16 protein-coding genes and 1 pseudogene are annotated in these 14,563 nt (G+C 42.3%); 4 read left to right on the plus strand and 13 right to left on the minus strand.

The annotated features are described in order from the left end of the window. Positions 1-19 precede the first annotated feature (19 nt). From K3F53_RS18070 to K3F53_RS18085, 4 genes and pseudogenes are all read right to left on the minus strand, one after another. Positions 20-688 (minus strand): annotated as a pseudogene (locus K3F53_RS18070) (group II intron maturase-specific domain-containing protein); the annotation flags it as partial. A 295-nt stretch (positions 689-983) separates the two neighbouring features. Further along, positions 984-1,586: a DUF3238 domain-containing protein gene (locus tag K3F53_RS18075; RefSeq protein ID WP_091261522.1), complete on the minus strand. Its 603-nt coding sequence runs from the start codon at positions 1,584-1,586 to the stop codon at positions 984-986. A gap of 172 nt (positions 1,587-1,758) precedes the next feature. Then, on the minus strand, positions 1,759-2,016 hold the full coding sequence (locus K3F53_RS18080) for a helix-turn-helix domain-containing protein (RefSeq protein WP_220559216.1): 258 nt from the start codon (positions 2,014-2,016) through the stop codon (positions 1,759-1,761). Continuing rightward, complete coding sequence (locus K3F53_RS18085; RefSeq protein WP_091261520.1) at positions 2,006-2,488, minus strand: sigma-70 family RNA polymerase sigma factor; 483 nt, start codon at positions 2,486-2,488, stop codon at positions 2,006-2,008. Before K3F53_RS18085 ends, K3F53_RS18080 begins: the two co-directional genes overlap by 11 nt. Before the next feature lie 310 nt (positions 2,489-2,798). Between K3F53_RS18085 and K3F53_RS18090 the strand changes: the two genes are divergently transcribed. Both K3F53_RS18090 and K3F53_RS18095 read left to right on the plus strand, forming a co-directional pair. After that, positions 2,799-3,176: a hypothetical protein gene (locus K3F53_RS18090; RefSeq protein ID WP_220559217.1), complete on the plus strand. Its 378-nt coding sequence runs from the start codon at positions 2,799-2,801 to the stop codon at positions 3,174-3,176. Positions 3,177-3,178: 2 nt separating this feature from the next. Continuing rightward, complete coding sequence (locus K3F53_RS18095) at positions 3,179-3,622, plus strand: N-acetylmuramoyl-L-alanine amidase (protein WP_057897309.1); 444 nt, start codon at positions 3,179-3,181, stop codon at positions 3,620-3,622. Between the two features lie 259 nt (positions 3,623-3,881). Here K3F53_RS18095 and K3F53_RS19545 read toward each other — a convergent pair whose 3' ends face one another. Continuing rightward, on the minus strand, positions 3,882-4,199 hold the full coding sequence (locus K3F53_RS19545; RefSeq protein ID WP_408863354.1) for a zinc ribbon domain-containing protein: 318 nt from the start codon (positions 4,197-4,199) through the stop codon (positions 3,882-3,884). A gap of 81 nt (positions 4,200-4,280) precedes the next feature. Then, entirely contained in the window at positions 4,281-4,982 is a 702-nt protein-coding gene (locus K3F53_RS18105) for a transposase (protein ID WP_246615664.1), read from the minus strand. A 419-nt stretch (positions 4,983-5,401) separates the two neighbouring features. On the opposite strand from K3F53_RS18105, the gene K3F53_RS18110 reads away from it, so the two are divergent. Together K3F53_RS18110 and K3F53_RS18115 are read left to right on the plus strand one after the other, a co-directional pair. Then, a complete protein-coding gene (locus tag K3F53_RS18110; RefSeq protein ID WP_220559218.1) occupies positions 5,402-6,079 on the plus strand; it encodes a TerC family protein in 678 nt (225 codons plus the stop codon). Positions 6,080-6,361: 282 nt separating this feature from the next. Continuing rightward, positions 6,362-6,973: a CYTH domain-containing protein gene (locus tag K3F53_RS18115; protein ID WP_057897306.1), complete on the plus strand. Its 612-nt coding sequence runs from the start codon at positions 6,362-6,364 to the stop codon at positions 6,971-6,973. A 298-nt stretch (positions 6,974-7,271) separates the two neighbouring features. Here K3F53_RS18115 and K3F53_RS18120 read toward each other — a convergent pair whose 3' ends face one another. The 7 genes from K3F53_RS18120 to K3F53_RS18150 all read right to left on the minus strand — a co-directional run bounded on the left by K3F53_RS18120 (position 7,272) and on the right by K3F53_RS18150 (position 14,534). Then, positions 7,272-8,741, minus strand: a complete 1,470-nt coding sequence (locus K3F53_RS18120) for an ATP-binding protein (RefSeq protein ID WP_408863268.1) — start codon at positions 8,739-8,741, stop codon at positions 7,272-7,274. A 457-nt stretch (positions 8,742-9,198) separates the two neighbouring features. After that, positions 9,199-9,867: an HAD family hydrolase gene (locus tag K3F53_RS18125; protein ID WP_236781938.1), complete on the minus strand. Its 669-nt coding sequence runs from the start codon at positions 9,865-9,867 to the stop codon at positions 9,199-9,201. Between the two features lie 201 nt (positions 9,868-10,068). Further along, positions 10,069-10,983, minus strand: a complete 915-nt coding sequence (locus tag K3F53_RS18130; protein WP_091261464.1) for a ribonuclease Z — start codon at positions 10,981-10,983, stop codon at positions 10,069-10,071. Between the two features lie 168 nt (positions 10,984-11,151). Further along, positions 11,152-12,255: a toxic anion resistance protein gene (locus K3F53_RS18135; protein WP_057897304.1), complete on the minus strand. Its 1,104-nt coding sequence runs from the start codon at positions 12,253-12,255 to the stop codon at positions 11,152-11,154. 31 nt (positions 12,256-12,286) lie between these two features. Further along, entirely contained in the window at positions 12,287-12,961 is a 675-nt protein-coding gene (locus tag K3F53_RS18140; protein ID WP_062731142.1) for a 5-bromo-4-chloroindolyl phosphate hydrolysis family protein, read from the minus strand. A 248-nt stretch (positions 12,962-13,209) separates the two neighbouring features. After that, positions 13,210-13,689: a DinB family protein gene (locus K3F53_RS18145; RefSeq protein ID WP_057897302.1), complete on the minus strand. Its 480-nt coding sequence runs from the start codon at positions 13,687-13,689 to the stop codon at positions 13,210-13,212. A gap of 50 nt (positions 13,690-13,739) precedes the next feature. Continuing rightward, the gene (locus K3F53_RS18150) at positions 13,740-14,534 is read right to left on the minus strand and encodes an enoyl-CoA hydratase (protein WP_057897301.1); all 795 of its coding nucleotides are present in this window, start codon (positions 14,532-14,534) and stop codon (positions 13,740-13,742) included. Between the last annotated feature and the right edge of the window lie 29 nt (positions 14,535-14,563).

Consider the following 14,563-nt stretch of genomic DNA (forward strand, 5'->3'; position numbering starts at 1 on the left):
TTCGGTATACGGCGGTTCATTATGTACGCCGCAAGGCGTTGTACCGTTCTTTCAGGCTCTTAAGTTGATACGATTCGAAGAATCGTTTATCAAGAGTCCGATGTAAAACAGGGCTTTTAGCGATACGCCAATATCCCTTACGGGAATTTCCCCATTCATAGGCTTTTCCTCTAGGCACGCCTAAAGCAATAAGTCTTTTCACTTTTGTTCGGGGAAGTTTCCACTCTTTCCATAAGCACATTCGCAATCGTCTGCGAATCCATTGGTCAAGAGTAAGAAACACGCTTGGCGTGTCTACTAATGTAAAATACCTCATCCATCCCATAAGGTATTCATTTAGCTCCTCGATTCTGTCCGGTAAAGATATGGGTCGAGAAGTAATGTCACGGATTTTCTGTTTGACGCGTTGTAAGGACTATTTCGCTATGCGAACTTTCGGCTCCAGATGTTGAGTAAAACTGAAACCAGGGAATTTTCGTTTCCAAGGTCGGTCGACAGCACTTTTTTCCTGATTGACTTTTAACTTTAGTTTCTTTTCGATATAGGTAGTTATCGATTGTATCACACGTTCTCCTGCTTTGCGGGATTGTACATAGATATTGCAATCATCCGCATAACGAACGACTTGTGACCTTGTTTTTTCTAGTCCTTTATCCACCTCATCTAATACGATAACAGACCTCCCCGGGTAAGAGCGCCATCTTCCCCTCCATCTACCTTCCTCATTTACCTTCGCTCGCCTTCGGCAGTATGGACTTCGCCTTGTTATGCAGGCTCATCCACCGAACGCTGGCCTTATATGAGATTCGTGTTCCTCAGGCCGGAGGTTTGCCGCCGGCTTCCTTCAGATTCGACCTCACGGTCGACACCCTTGCCACAAGCTAATGGTTACTACTGCCTTCACCACTCGGGACTTGAACCCTAGAGATGACGCCCATGCCGGGCACACGTAGATAAAGAGCTGGCATATTGCCAGCTCTTTATTATGCAACAATTCTGTTTACACCTGTAACATCTTCTGGAGGAAACAGGTTCATAAGACTGTTCCCATGAGCTTCAGCATCAAATTGATAAACTGTTTTCCAAGCTCCTCCATCTACTTTTTTATAGACCTCATAGTCTGGGAATCCATCATGTGCTCCTTGAATTTGTACTTGACCATTATCCCATATAGAAATGTGAAAATCATAGTTTATAGCCGGGGCTGCCGTTACTAAAGGATTACTTGCATCTACAATCGCATCAAATTGAACAGAATGTTGTCCCCATTGAACATTTGCAAATGAAATACCGGATAAAGGAGCAATACCATACTTGGTTGTAACAGTTCCATCAGTCTTAGTAATTCTGTTTACAGTTTGACCCATATCTTCTCGATATGTCATAGAGCCAGTAGAAAAATCAATTTCAAACTCTTGCCATGTCCGATAACGTTTATAATATGTTTCTGATGCTCCGGTATATGGGGTAAATCCACGATTATCCCCTTGGAATTCTGAGTAGTCACCACCAGGGAGATCAGTAGGGTCGTGAACCCATGGAGCTCGAATAAATGTAGCTAATCGTACAATCACTTTAGTAGCCATAATATCATGTTCCCTTCTTTATTTAAAATTTCAGAGAACAAAAGGGATGCAGAGGTTGAAGATTCATCCCTAACCTTTTCCCTCTGTTTCGTTCTATACAATAAAGAGAAAGAGACATCTCTTTTGGCAACCCTAGTTTAAAAAATTCTTTATAAAAAAGATTAACGCACCTTTATTCGGTGCGTTTCTTTTCTATCTGTTCGATAAACTCAAAAAATCCAGGTGTGTCATCCAAGTTGTAATTACAAACGGTTTCCATTACCTTTATCGTTAATTCTTGTTCTAAATCCTCACGCTCACTTAGAGAGGTTTGATAAAGAGAAGATTTTAATTTCGGCTTAAATGTTTGAACGAAAAGTAACACGGCCTCCGTGTCTTTATTTTGTGCATCTTTAATCAAAGAAGTTAAATCATCTATTTTAGACAACATATTTTTCCTCCATATGTCTACGAATTTTAGTAATGGCTCTCTTACGCGTTTTACATATTGCTTGATGTGATACCCCTAATTTTTGGGAGATTGTACGATCTGACATAGCATGGATATAAGCAAGCTCCACAATTAACTTTTCTTTTGGGGTTAACAGTTTGATCGCTTGATTGAGGAGAGGATCACTAACAACTTCCTCCAAAACATTATTTTTTTCAATCATCCATTCATCGGGAGTTCGTTCACTAGAAGGAACTAAATCAATAATGCTTATTCCGTCATCTTCTGGTGTATTCTGAACCGACTTGTCCAGTATTAGCAAATACCTTTGCTTATGTTTGCGAATTTTTTTATTATAATTAATTGCACTATAATAAATAGTTTTGAAAATAAAGTTAAGTAATCTAATTTTTAGATAAAAGGTTTTGAAAACTTCATCTAACTTTTCTTGATTTTCTTTAGTAGGGAACATTATTGTTTTACCGAAAAGCAGTAGATTATTCTCTTCCTTTAGGAAATTTTTAAGAATAGGATTTGAAAATTAAAGTCATTTACACCTTCTTCAAAATGAGGATGTTGTTTCAAGAAATTAGTAAGTGTCATCATTTCCCCTCCCTCTTTATGTATAAAGAGGGATTTAAATCCAAAATGGAAATCCTATATAAAAACAATTGTTCTGTTTTTGTGAATATTTTACTATAATTAATTGATAATTAAAATAGGTTGCCACAAATATAGCTATTTCTTCTTTATATCTCTGAAAGAGAGGTGAAGAAGAAAGTATGCCTGATTTGAAAACGGCCCAGCAAATTGCACAATCTCAATATGTATTTAGTATCCTTTTTATCTTTTTATTTTTTTCCGTTATTGGTGCATGTGTATGGTTATTTAATAACTTACGTAAAGAAAACGGGGAACGAGAGAAAAAAATCATGGAAATGCACGAAAAAAGGGAAAAAGAATTGCTTCAAACAAACTTGGAGTACAAGTTAGAAAGTAAAGAGCGAGAACAAAAGCTCATGGAGCACTTGGAACGAACAACCGAAGCTCAAAAAGAAATGTCACAAACAATGGAAAAAGTCCAGCAAGGTCTTTCCACATTAGAAACAAATATTAAAGACGTTTGGATGGAGATCAAACATTTGAAAAAGGTGAATTAATTATGGCTAAAATTGTTGCACTAGGGGCAGGGCATGGATTACCTGATCCAGGAGCCTGCGATTTTGTTAAAGAATATGAAATTATTATGCAAATGACGTTAAAAGTTAAATCCGTCCTGGAAAGACATAACGTAGAAGTAGTTTTAACGCGCACTAGCGATCATTCACTTTCTTCAGCATCTGATCTACAACAAAATAAGCGAGAAGACTTGGAACGAAGAGTAGAAATCGTAAATAAGTCAGGTGCTGAACTCTTAGTCGAGTTTCATATGAATGCTGGTGGTGGAACGAGATATAAAACGCTTTACTATAGTGAAAATGACCAAATCCAGACCATTCATATGACCGTTAGTAACTACCTGCGATTGTTTGACATCCGTGATCGTGGCATCAAGGTTCGAAAGAATTTACGCGTACTACAAGTTAAACCAAAGGTAGCTTATTAGAAATGCTTTTTGTAAACCACCCTCAAGATGCAAAATACATGGCTAATTCTGTTTTTCAAAACGGATTAGCAGAAGCAATTGCTCATGGGATTCTTACTGCTATTGGTGTAGCCTATATTCCACTAAAAAACTAACCTGCCATAATTACAAATCTTACACAATTATATTTTGTAAGATTGAACGAAATGCCTCAAACCCTTGGTACATAAGGAGATGAGGCGTTTTTTGTTTATTCGAGATAGGAAAAAAATTGAAGCGATCAAAAAATATTATCCCAAAACAAACGGAACAAACCATCTACTACTTCTCGCTTAGGCGATCCGTAGATACGTGGGTTTCTGAATTTCAAACGGCAAGGACTGAATCCGGTTTTCATACAACACTTTGGACAGTAGATTCGCCGCACCGTGAATGTCCCGATGTTGGGTATAGCCGCACCACGCACGTTCTTTTTCGCCCCGCAAACCGGACAGGTTTGCGATGTATAACGTTCCTCGCGCTTGTGGAGCATGATGCCTTCCGCCTTCAGTTTGTACGTTAGGTACTTCTTTACTTTCCCAACCTGCCACTGGCTCATTCGCTGATTGTGGCAGCGAGAACGTTTCTTTTTCTTCTTTCGCTGGACGCCTTCGACGTCTCCAAGGTAGACTTCGTTCACTTACTGGGCGACCACCCATTCGACAAACTGTTTCGTCGTTTTGTGCAAGGCATCCTGTAACTGGCGTTTACTTTTAGAAAGAAGATATTGTTTCGCCCGGTTGTACCGCTTCCACTGGTGGCTGTATTTCTGGCACTTGCTCATTTTTCGCTGAAGCTCTGCAAGCTTCTTGTTACGCAGGCGGTGAATGCTTCGGATTTTTCGTCCGGTCACAATGAGACTGTCTCCAGTTGTTGCGACGGCTGCAAGCGTATGAATTTCACCCGGGTCAATGGCGCATGTATGCGAACCCGGCGGGTTCGGTGCTTGACGCTTGCCTTCCCAGATGCCGCGACGCAACGAGATGCGTCCGTTAGGATGAATGGTAAAACCGTCCGCCGCCCACTTTGTGTTGAAATACTTATTTTGCTTATATGGATAGCGGACGTTCGTGTGCCCTTCCTTCCGGGCCTGATGTGCGCTATCTCGCGCCCAAAGATATTTGTGGCACACAGCTTGTATACTCTGGCTGTGCATCGGGAAACGACGCTTCAAGCGTTTTTGTAGTTCGGTTTTACCGATCCACTGCCCGGTTTGCTGGTAGTAGACTTTCGCTTCAGTCAAGCACGTATTCCACACCTCTGCCGAGAAGCGATGTAAGGCAAACAGGGCATCTATGGTGAAGCGGGATGCGGTAAAAGCGACTTTTACGGTTCGAATCATTCGAATCCCCTTCTTTCTCAATACGAACGTACATTCCTAGTATACAACGAATAGAAGGGAAAAAGAAGCACGATTCATCCCCCACCTACGCCGGAGGCGTGGAAGAAGGGGACTTCTCGCGTGTTATGTTAAAAAACTTATTCATGGCTGGAAATCAATCAAAAATAAAGAATTGACTACAGAAGCTTCCTGTTTTACTCTAAAAGTAGAAATCCAAAGGGGAGTAGCTGGACAGCAAAGTCGTCATTTCGAGGTTTACAGCCTCCGGCTTTGTTGGCAACATGATTTGTTGTTAGCAAGACCTTTGCCATAACGGGTGAAGGTCTTTTTATATTGCATTAAGTATTAAAGACCTTTATCCGGTTGGGTAAAGGTCTTTTCCTTTGGTGAAAATATTAAAATGAAGGGACTGATGTATAATGGAATTCTTCTCAGCAGAATTTTTTTCCGCGCTGCTGGCCATTCTGGTTATCGATCTGGTGCTTGCTGGCGATAACGCTATTGTTATCGGTATGGCGGCCCGCGATTTGCCGAAAGAACAACAGAAGAAAGTAATCGTATGGGGTACAATTGGCGCGATCGTTATTCGCCTTATTGCGACGCTACTCGTCGTCTGGTTGCTTAACATTCCGGGATTATTGCTGGCCGGCGGGTTACTGCTTATCTGGATCGCTTACAAATTGTTGGTACAAGAAAAAAAGCACGAGCATATTAAAGCGGGCGAAAATACCTGGATGGCTATTCGCACCATTATTATCGCCGATGCGATCATGGGACTGGATAACGTACTGGCTGTCGCCGGAGCTGCGCATGGCAGCTTCCTGCTCGTCGTGCTTGGTCTTATTATCAGCGTTCCTATCGTTGTCTGGGGCAGCACCGTTATCATCGGGTGGATTGAACGTTTCCCTTCGCTGATTTATATCGGCTCCGGTGTAATTGCCTGGACCGCCGCCAAAATGATTACGGAGGAGCCTTTTCTGGCCGTCTATTTTACCGCTAACCCAGAATTTAAGTGGTTTTTCTCCATTCTTGTTATCGGTTGTGTGCTCCTAATCGGCAGACGCAAAAAACAAAAGAAATCTGCTACTTATTCGTAAGGTGAGAAAGAAGGCGCCACATTACGCTCGGCGCCTTCTCACTATAAACTCGTTCTAATTTGTAATCTTACGTATATTATCCAAAAAATATCGAAAATTATAAACCAAAATTTCCGCCCCTCATTAAAGTTCAAACGTATCTATACATATGTACACATTTCCCAAAGCATATCGAACAAAACAGTAATCAGGATTACAATATAACGCACTGTTGCTTTTTTTCTCTCCGTTCCCTATTATAAGCAACGAATGTAAAATGATCTGTGAACAAAGGAGATTCAAATGCCAAAACGAGAACAAGAACTAAAGCTTATGGTGACAAAAGAGACGTATGAAAAACTGCTGGCATACGCCGATCCAGAAAAGCCTCTCCTTCAGCAAACCAATTATTACTTCGACACTCCCGACTTTTATATGGGTAAGAATGGGGTTATGTTGCGTGTACGAGAAGAAAACGGCACCTGGATTCTATGCGCAAAAATTAAGCAAAAAAGCCAATCTTCCGCCATATCTGCCATTGAATTAGAAACAGAAATATCCCCAGATATGTTTGTGAAAGGCCGGGGAAAACCGGAAATTCTAGTAAATTTGCTACCTCCTGAAGGTCAAGAAGCCATCTACCGTCTGATCACACCGTCAGAACTTGTTCTGCGCGGCACGCTGCACAACGAACGTCGAATCTTGCACATAATAGACGATTATACATTTGAGCTAGATCGCACATTCTTTCCGAACGGCCAGGAAGAATATGAGCTTGAAATCGAAGGAATGAAGGATGAAGCCGCCTGCCAGCGCGTCATGCAGATGTTAACAAAGATGGGATATTCGTACTCGGTAAACCAAAAAAGCAAGTACCAGCGCTTACAAGAAGCCATTGTTCAAGAACTCAAATAAGCATACCAACTTTTTATTTCCCAGGAAAATATTCGTGCTTATCAACCGACTGTTTCTCCCACCCTTCTCACCTATCGCTACACAAAATATCGAGCCATAGGAAAATAAGCATATGTTGTAAATCACTTTCCTTGTGGATGAACAAAAGCAAGTATGAAAATATTATCGCAATTCATCCCCACCTACGCCGGAGGCGTAGAGGAAGGGGACTTCTCGCGTGTCATGTTAAAAAAACGAGGTGCAAAACGCTGGCGCATAAACATATCATGATACAATCGGTTGTCTAGCACCTCATTTTCTATTTAACTGTTATATATGCCTGTTTCGGGTGATTCACTTGATCCGGGTATTTAAGACGAAGCTTGTTTTCCTTAAGCAGTTTCCCTAAATAATTGTTTCGTAAACCATCTGGCGTCCGCTCCAGCATATCCGCCAATTCTTTAAGGCGTAATGGTTTCTGCGCACATAAACGCAAAATAACTTCTTCCATCACTTTAGGGCTGAGACGTTTCCGCTTTCTGGCGATTTCAGCCATTTGCCAAAGCTCTTCATCCGTTATTTCCTCTTCCTTTACTTCCACTTTTTCCACCTCTCCCGTAGCTCCTTCTTCCGCTTCTGGACCCACATGCTCCTCAACATTATCTTCTTGCAGCCACTCTTTCGATTCTTTTTCAAAAGAAGCCAATGTTCTCTTATTTACGGACTTGTTTACAGAGTCAATCTTTTTATTATAGGAGTTTAGCCAGTTATTTAATGAGTTCCATTCATTATTATCGGAGTTAATACCTTTATTTAGGGAGTTTTCTCTTTTATTTATGGAGTAAAACTCGTTATTAAAGGACTTAAACTCCTTGTTTATGGAGTTGATTTCTTTATTTACGGACCACCCTTCCTTATTTAAGGAGCTTTCGATTGTTCGTTTTTCTGCTTCTATTTCGCTCTCAGAAGCGGATATCATTCGTAAAATAAACGTCGTCCTGGCCGGTGATTCTTGCTGCGAAATTTGCGGAATTTTCCACTCTTGTTCCCGCCATGTTTGTCGAATGTTGGAAAGCCCGGAGCCGGCACGCTCGCCCAGACCTATAAGCAGAAACATCTTGCACACATTCGGATTCCGCAAGTCGCTCACACCGCCCGCAAACGCCTGATGCGGCGGTACGCGAAGCGTTCCCGGATTTGAAAAGACGAATCCATCGCTCTCTTTTGTCACCACGATACCACGCTCACCGCTATAATCAGCATGCACAATTGCGTTTACCAACGCTTCGCGCAGAGCAGTATGAACGGCTGTCTCATCCTGCCGCAGCGTTCCCTGCAACTGAAACGGTACTTTAAGTCCTGCGATCAGCCGCGGCATAACCATAAAATAAAAATCGAATAAGTTGCCGGACCATGTACCATCCTGTGAAGTGATTCGGTCCGTCCATCGCTCATCATAGGCCGTCCCAGTTTCATCACGATACTCAAGAAAATAATGAGGCAATACCTCGGTAATAATTCTTTCCTCGCTGAACATAAGTAAGCCCGCGAGTGTCAGTCCCTCTTTTCCTGTTTCGCGCCGCTTGCCCCAAGCTCCAATCTTATAGAGAAATTCTTTCGTTTCTAGTCCATTCCAAGGATGATTCGGCTTCACGGCCAGAAAGCGGTTGCGGTAATTCTTGACGGAATCGAAATGAAGCTCGTTTACACCGTAATGTTCCAGAATCATTCCGTCCTGAACACCGAACGATGCTTCACCCGTATGATGAATCTCTTCTCTTTTGTTCACTGCCAATCTTCCTTTTCGCATAATCTACGCCTTTTTATGCTTGCCTGCTGCCTTTTATTATACGTTCTATTCTATCATTTTTAAGAAATGGCTACCCGGTTGCCGGAATAAAATATTTTCCGCCGGATGAATGGATAAAAAACAAAAAAGTTTGTTTGCAAATAAAAATATCACGACAACTTCTTTACTTCTTTTCAACTCTGTTATAGTTTCATTTTGCTAGAAATAATATAACACCCTTCCTATTTTGCTTCTACATTTTTAAAAAATGTCCACTTCATGTGGAATTTGCATAAAATTCTCTATTCCTCCCCTCTTTTCAGCAACTTTATGTATTGCCATCACAGCAAGAATTTCGTTGCAATAAACAAAAACAATGCTCAATAAGAAGAAAAAGCGAGGCCAATATAGAAAACGCCTCGCTTTTTTCAATAATAAATGATATTCCCCTTTTTTCTCATTTTGTCTTCCATACCAATGACTGTATCAGTTCACGCATATCGTTTATATGAAGAACCGGATGCACTTTCCACTTTTCCATTTCCTTTATATTTCCTTTGTAAGCGGCAAAACGTATGTTGCTGTCCTGCGCAGCTTTGCCGTCAATCCAGGAATCTCCAACTAGCATCCATCGCTCCGAAGGTACATCAGGATAATAGCGCAAAATATAATGAATGCCTGATGGCGAAGGCTTTAGCACTGTCATCTGTTCACGACCGACAATATAATCGAAATAATGAGCGATTCCGGTATTGTGCAGCGCTTCCTGCGCCGCCTCCTGCGCATTGTTGGTCAACACAACTAAGTGACATTCATGTGAAAGGTATTCCAATACTTCCGGCACATACGGCTCCAAATTTGCCCCATACATACCACGTTTCTCAAACTCTGTCACCGCTTCCCAAATGAGCGCTTCTACTTCAGGTCGCAACCGCCCTGACTGCCGTGCCATCTCAATAAGCTGAGAAGCTGTAAATTCTTGCCATTCAAAGTCATAGGCGCACAATTCATACTCTGTAAGCAACCTAAAAATCGCCTGTTTCATCCCGGTGAAATCAATCCTAGATTGAAGCAGCGTATTATCCATATCAAAAATAATGCCATATTTGTATTTTACTTTCTTCACTTCTTTTCCCTCGCTCCTTTAATTAAATCATATTATTTACGGAATCATTTTTAAAACAAAACATGATATAAGCATAATAAGAATATTTATTCTTAATTAATCGAATCATGTGGGATTGTGGTAGAAAATCAGCTACTACGCAAGGGAAAATGATTGGATTCAAAACGGCAGCATCCAATGGTTTTGTTTCGGTTCAGACGTCTAATCTTTTTCGAAAACCAAGCTAATCGTCATTCGATCTTCTCCCAGCTTCGTTTGTGGAAAAATTCGACGCGCAACGTCAATAAATTGCTCCGGTTCAGATAAAGATGGGCTATAATGGGTAAGCCACAGTTCTTTCACTCCACCCCTTAAGGCCAGCATTGCCGCTTCTTCAAATAACATATGCTTGTGCTCTTCCGCCTTTGGCAGGCTCTCCGGGTCGCCGTACATCCCTTCTCCGATAAATAAATCGGCGCCGCGGATAAACTCGACAAGCTCTTCAGTCGGCCGCGTATCGGTGCAATACGCCACTTTCAGGCCCTTGCGCGGCGGACCAAGTACCATATCCGGCGTAAACGTCCTGCCGTTATATGTAACTTCTTCCCCTTTCTGCAGGTGCCCCCAAAAAGGAACAGGAATCTCCAGTTCAGACGCCCGTACAGGATTAAATTTTCTTCCTCGTTCAATCTCAAGCGTATAACCCAAACAAGGAACCGTATGCTCTACTGGAAGAGTTCGCACAGTAACCCCAACAATTTTGCTGACAGTAGGCTCCTGAGCGGACAGTTCAATCGTTTGCAGCTCATATGGAAGATACGGGGCGATCACCGTCATACCACGGACTACTTCCGTAAGTCCTGGCGGTCCTATAATGAGAAGCGGATCCGTCCGTCCCGCATTCGCGATGGCGAACAGCAAACCGGGCAAACCGGTAACATGATCAGCGTGGTAATGGGTAAAACAAATAGCTTCAATTGACTTGAAGCCCCATCCCAGCATTTTCATCGTTACCTGTGTACCTTCCCCGCAATCGATTAATATCATCTTGCCCTGATATGAAGCCAGCAAAGCAGTAAGCCAGCGTTTCGGCAATGGCATAGTGCCACCGCAACCCAGCAAAGCGATATTTAACATCGTTTCATTCACCTTTTTCTATCCTAAAAAATGAACTGTATAAAAATAAAAAAGAAAGTATATATGACTTCATCACTTTAAATCGGCATATACTTTCTCAAACGATAAAAAATCCGGATATACCATACACCTTAGCATATGGGAAGAAGGCATCAGCGCTATGGCCCACTATACCGTATTTCCAGATCTAATAGGTTTTACATCCATATCCTGTTCAATTTGTCTGCGCTTCGCGCTTCCCTCCTGCTGCATATGCAACGTTTCTTCTACCACAGCCAACAAACCGCGCTGTGTTTCTTTAAACGCTTCCAACTCGGCGATCATAAGCTCCTGTTCCTGACTTATTTCCCGGTCAGCTTCTTTCAAAGCGGCCGAAGTTTGCTTGAGCAGCGTTCCGGACGCGCTTACCGCCTGCCTCTGCACCGCCAGAACGTCACGTTGTCGTACAAGCGAAAGCAGGATGACCATCTGGCTTTTCCAGAGCGGAATTGTAGTTAAAATGGATGATTGGATTTTTTCCATTAGCATCTCATAATTTTCCTGAATGAGCCGGATTTGCGGCGCAGTTTGCAAAGCAACGGTTTGACTTATAAGCAGATCTTGTAATTTCTTCTCAAGGCGATCAGCAAAGCGCTCCATATCTATAAGTTCCTGCATTTTTAACGGGTCACCCTCTGCGACTTCGGCTTCCAGTTTACTCCGTAAATTCGGAAGCGTGTACTGCTGCAGTTCTTTCAACTTTTCCCGCGCCGCCACGATGTAAATATTCAATTCGTTAAAGTACTCCCGGCTCCGTTCGTATAACACTTCAAGCATCGTGGAATCGCGCAACATCTGATGACGTAAACGTTCCAACATATCTGCCATCCGTTCAATTTCATAGTTCGCCTTTTGATATTGAACCAGCAAACGCTCTTTCGATTTGACGACCGATCCGTTGAACAAACGATTCAAGAAGCCACGCTTTTCTTCAAACAGCTTGTCCGGTTGCACTTCTTTTATCTTTGCTAGCAAATTGCGCAAAATGGCTCCAATTTGCTCCTCTACGCGCTGTATTCGTACCTGATTCAGCATGTTATCAGCAAGCTCCGCCATTTTCTGCTGAACTTCTGCTCCGTATTGGGTCAGAACATGCGGCTTTGTTGGCGTCAGGTAAAACATCAGCTCTTTTACCTGTATTTGCTGTTGCGGGGAAAGTGAGTCAAGCGACGCTGGATTCACTCCAAAAGACGCTTCAGCTGGAACAGAAGGATACAAATTTAATTGCCTCATGCTTTCCCTCCCTTGCTTCTGCAACACAGACTCATCGCTTCATTTTATCCTTATATTCTTCATGCTTTACTGACTTAATTACGTACTCCGGTCGTATGCCTAGCGATTTTTTCAGTGTTTCAAGCTCAACATTGAGGTTTAGTACATCATCCGAAAGCACCTGCATCAGTTCTTCTTCCAGCGCGGCAATAATATCATCCAGCATAGCTTCGGCCTTTTTGAGCGCCATGACCATTTCTTGGCTGTGTATCGGCTGCGAAGCAAGGAATGTATACTTTTCAAGAATCGTAATGGTGGAATCAAGATAGCTGGCAAAGAAATTGCGGGCGAAACGGAAACGATGTGGCTGTTCCTCTATAATTATCAGAATACGGCGGGCTACTTTATACAGGTGCGACGTTTTTTTCCAGATAATAATAGAGCGAATGCGAAACTGCAAGCGGCGGATGGTTTTTAGCTTGCGCTGCGCCTCACGCAAACTTTGTTTTATATAGGCTCTTTCATGCTTGTCCATTTCTGGATTATATCTTTGCGGCTTTCGGTAGCGCCGTTTCACTATCCACATGGACAAGGCAAAAGTAGCAACACTTAGCAAAAAAACGGGTATAAATTCTTCGTCAAACAGTATGAAAAACACGAGCGAACTGACCAATCCTATAGTGCTTGATAGTAACACACACCATACATTGGTGAAAAATTCCTTCATCAAATCTCACCCCGCTATTGGTCTTTTGCATACTTCTATCTTATCATAGGAATTTTTTGAAGCCTATTCTCGCCTATGTTTACTTATACGATACGTCTTTCTTTTATGTTTCATCAAAAATAAGAAAAACTTACGGGCATTGTCCCCTCGTTCTTTTTTCACAAAAAAAGAAGGCAATCGCCTTGAACAGCTATTGCCTTATGTTCCCATTTATAAAAAATCCGTTCAATCCTTCGCTTTCCATAAGCTTAACCAATAATTCGCTTCATGGCGCTAATATATCCAGTATGTACACCTTCATGATAAATAGCCATGTTTATCAATTCGCCGACCGTGTCCATCCGTAATCCGGATCGTAACGTGAACGGGGGGACCAGCGTTTCATCCAAACGTTCCTCTATGCTATCTTTGCCATCTTTTACCCTTGCCTCTTGTTCTTTAAGCTGTGCGACAATTTGCTGGAAAGAAGGAGGTGTCTCTTTCCAATCGTCCGGTTTTGTTCCGTTCGCAAAGAAATCTTTGTAATTATCTGGAATATTCACAGAGCCGCCGGGCAAGCGAAACAGAAACTGCTCAGCTGCAGACAAAATGTGTCCGGCATGCCAGTGAATATTATTGTTGAATCCTTCCGGCTTTTTGGCGGCCATTTCTTCCGTAACATCCTCAAGCGCCTTTAAAAGCCGCCGGCGTGCGATAATAAATTGCTTGAGCACAAGTTCATTTTTCATCCTGATCATCTTCTCCTGTCTTATTTCTTAAATTATAAGTATATAAACAATTAGCATCCTTTCCATATCGGCTGCCGCTTCTCAAGAAACGCGCAAATGCCTTCTGTAGCGTCGGCAGCGGTAGCGTTCAGGCTCATAACTTCCTTTGCGTAAGAATAAGCTAAACCTTGTGACATATCCAATTGTTTATAGAACGCTTGTTTTCCAATTCCAACAGTAAATGGGCTTGCTTGGGCAATTTTTAAGGCGAACGCCTTCGTCTCTTCTTCAAGCTTATTGGCAGGTACCGTTTTATTGATTAAACCAGCCAAAGCCGCTTCTTCAGCAGACAAGGCTTCCCCCGTCAACAGCATTTCCATCGCTTTCTTGCGACCAACTGCGCGGGAAATCGCTACCATCGGTGTAGAGCAGAAGAGGCCAATTTTCACACCCGGCGTAGCAAAACGGGCATCTTCCGTCGCAACGGCTAGATCACAAGTAGCTACCAGCTGGCATCCTGCTGCCGTCGCGATTCCATGCACCTGTGCGATAACCGGTTGCGGAATGGACTGAATCGTTTCCATTAATTTTGTACAGACATCAAACAGGTTGCGATAAAAACTTGGCTCCTGATCCACCATCTCACTTAAATCATGTCCTGCACAAAACGCCGGCCCATTTCCTTTAAGGATTACAACAGATATATTTTTATCCTTTGAAATGTTTTCAAAACAATGGATAAGTTCCTGCATATGCTCTAGTGAAAGAGCATTCCGCTTATTGGGGCGATTCATCGTTACGTAGGCGATTGCGGAGTCTAATTCAAACAGGATATTGTTGTATGCTACAGTTTGGGTGTCTGCCATCTTCTGTTTACCTCCTTAGAAAATATAAA

Source organism: Aneurinibacillus thermoaerophilus (genome assembly GCF_019603355.1).
Classification (GTDB): domain Bacteria; phylum Bacillota; class Bacilli; order Aneurinibacillales; family Aneurinibacillaceae; genus Aneurinibacillus; species Aneurinibacillus thermoaerophilus.

What these genes read in the sequence shown, in the direction of transcription:
- K3F53_RS18085 (WP_091261520.1), bottom strand. Translation starts at nt 2,488, where the DNA reads ATGTTCCCTACTAAAGAAAATCAAGAAAAGTTAGATGAAGTTTTCAAA.
- K3F53_RS18105 (WP_246615664.1), bottom strand. Translation starts at nt 4,982, where the DNA reads ATGATTCGAACCGTAAAAGTCGCTTTTACCGCATCCCGCTTCACCATA.
- K3F53_RS18095 (WP_057897309.1), top strand. Translation starts at nt 3,179, where the DNA reads ATGGCTAAAATTGTTGCACTAGGGGCAGGGCATGGATTACCTGATCCA.
- K3F53_RS18150 (WP_057897301.1), bottom strand. Translation starts at nt 14,534, where the DNA reads ATGGCAGACACCCAAACTGTAGCATACAACAATATCCTGTTTGAATTA.
- K3F53_RS18115 (WP_057897306.1), top strand. Translation starts at nt 6,362, where the DNA reads ATGCCAAAACGAGAACAAGAACTAAAGCTTATGGTGACAAAAGAGACG.
- K3F53_RS18090 (WP_220559217.1), top strand. Translation starts at nt 2,799, where the DNA reads ATGCCTGATTTGAAAACGGCCCAGCAAATTGCACAATCTCAATATGTA.
- K3F53_RS18135 (WP_057897304.1), bottom strand. Translation starts at nt 12,255, where the DNA reads ATGAGGCAATTAAATTTGTATCCTTCTGTTCCAGCTGAAGCGTCTTTT.
- K3F53_RS18075 (WP_091261522.1), bottom strand. Translation starts at nt 1,586, where the DNA reads ATGGCTACTAAAGTGATTGTACGATTAGCTACATTTATTCGAGCTCCA.
- K3F53_RS18110 (WP_220559218.1), top strand. Translation starts at nt 5,402, where the DNA reads ATGGAATTCTTCTCAGCAGAATTTTTTTCCGCGCTGCTGGCCATTCTG.
- K3F53_RS19545 (WP_408863354.1), bottom strand. Translation starts at nt 4,199, where the DNA reads ATGAGCCAGTGGCAGGTTGGGAAAGTAAAGAAGTACCTAACGTACAAA.
- K3F53_RS18145 (WP_057897302.1), bottom strand. Translation starts at nt 13,689, where the DNA reads ATGAAAAATGAACTTGTGCTCAAGCAATTTATTATCGCACGCCGGCGG.
- K3F53_RS18140 (WP_062731142.1), bottom strand. Translation starts at nt 12,961, where the DNA reads ATGAAGGAATTTTTCACCAATGTATGGTGTGTGTTACTATCAAGCACT.
- K3F53_RS18130 (WP_091261464.1), bottom strand. Translation starts at nt 10,983, where the DNA reads ATGTTAAATATCGCTTTGCTGGGTTGCGGTGGCACTATGCCATTGCCG.
- K3F53_RS18080 (WP_220559216.1), bottom strand. Translation starts at nt 2,016, where the DNA reads ATGTTGTCTAAAATAGATGATTTAACTTCTTTGATTAAAGATGCACAA.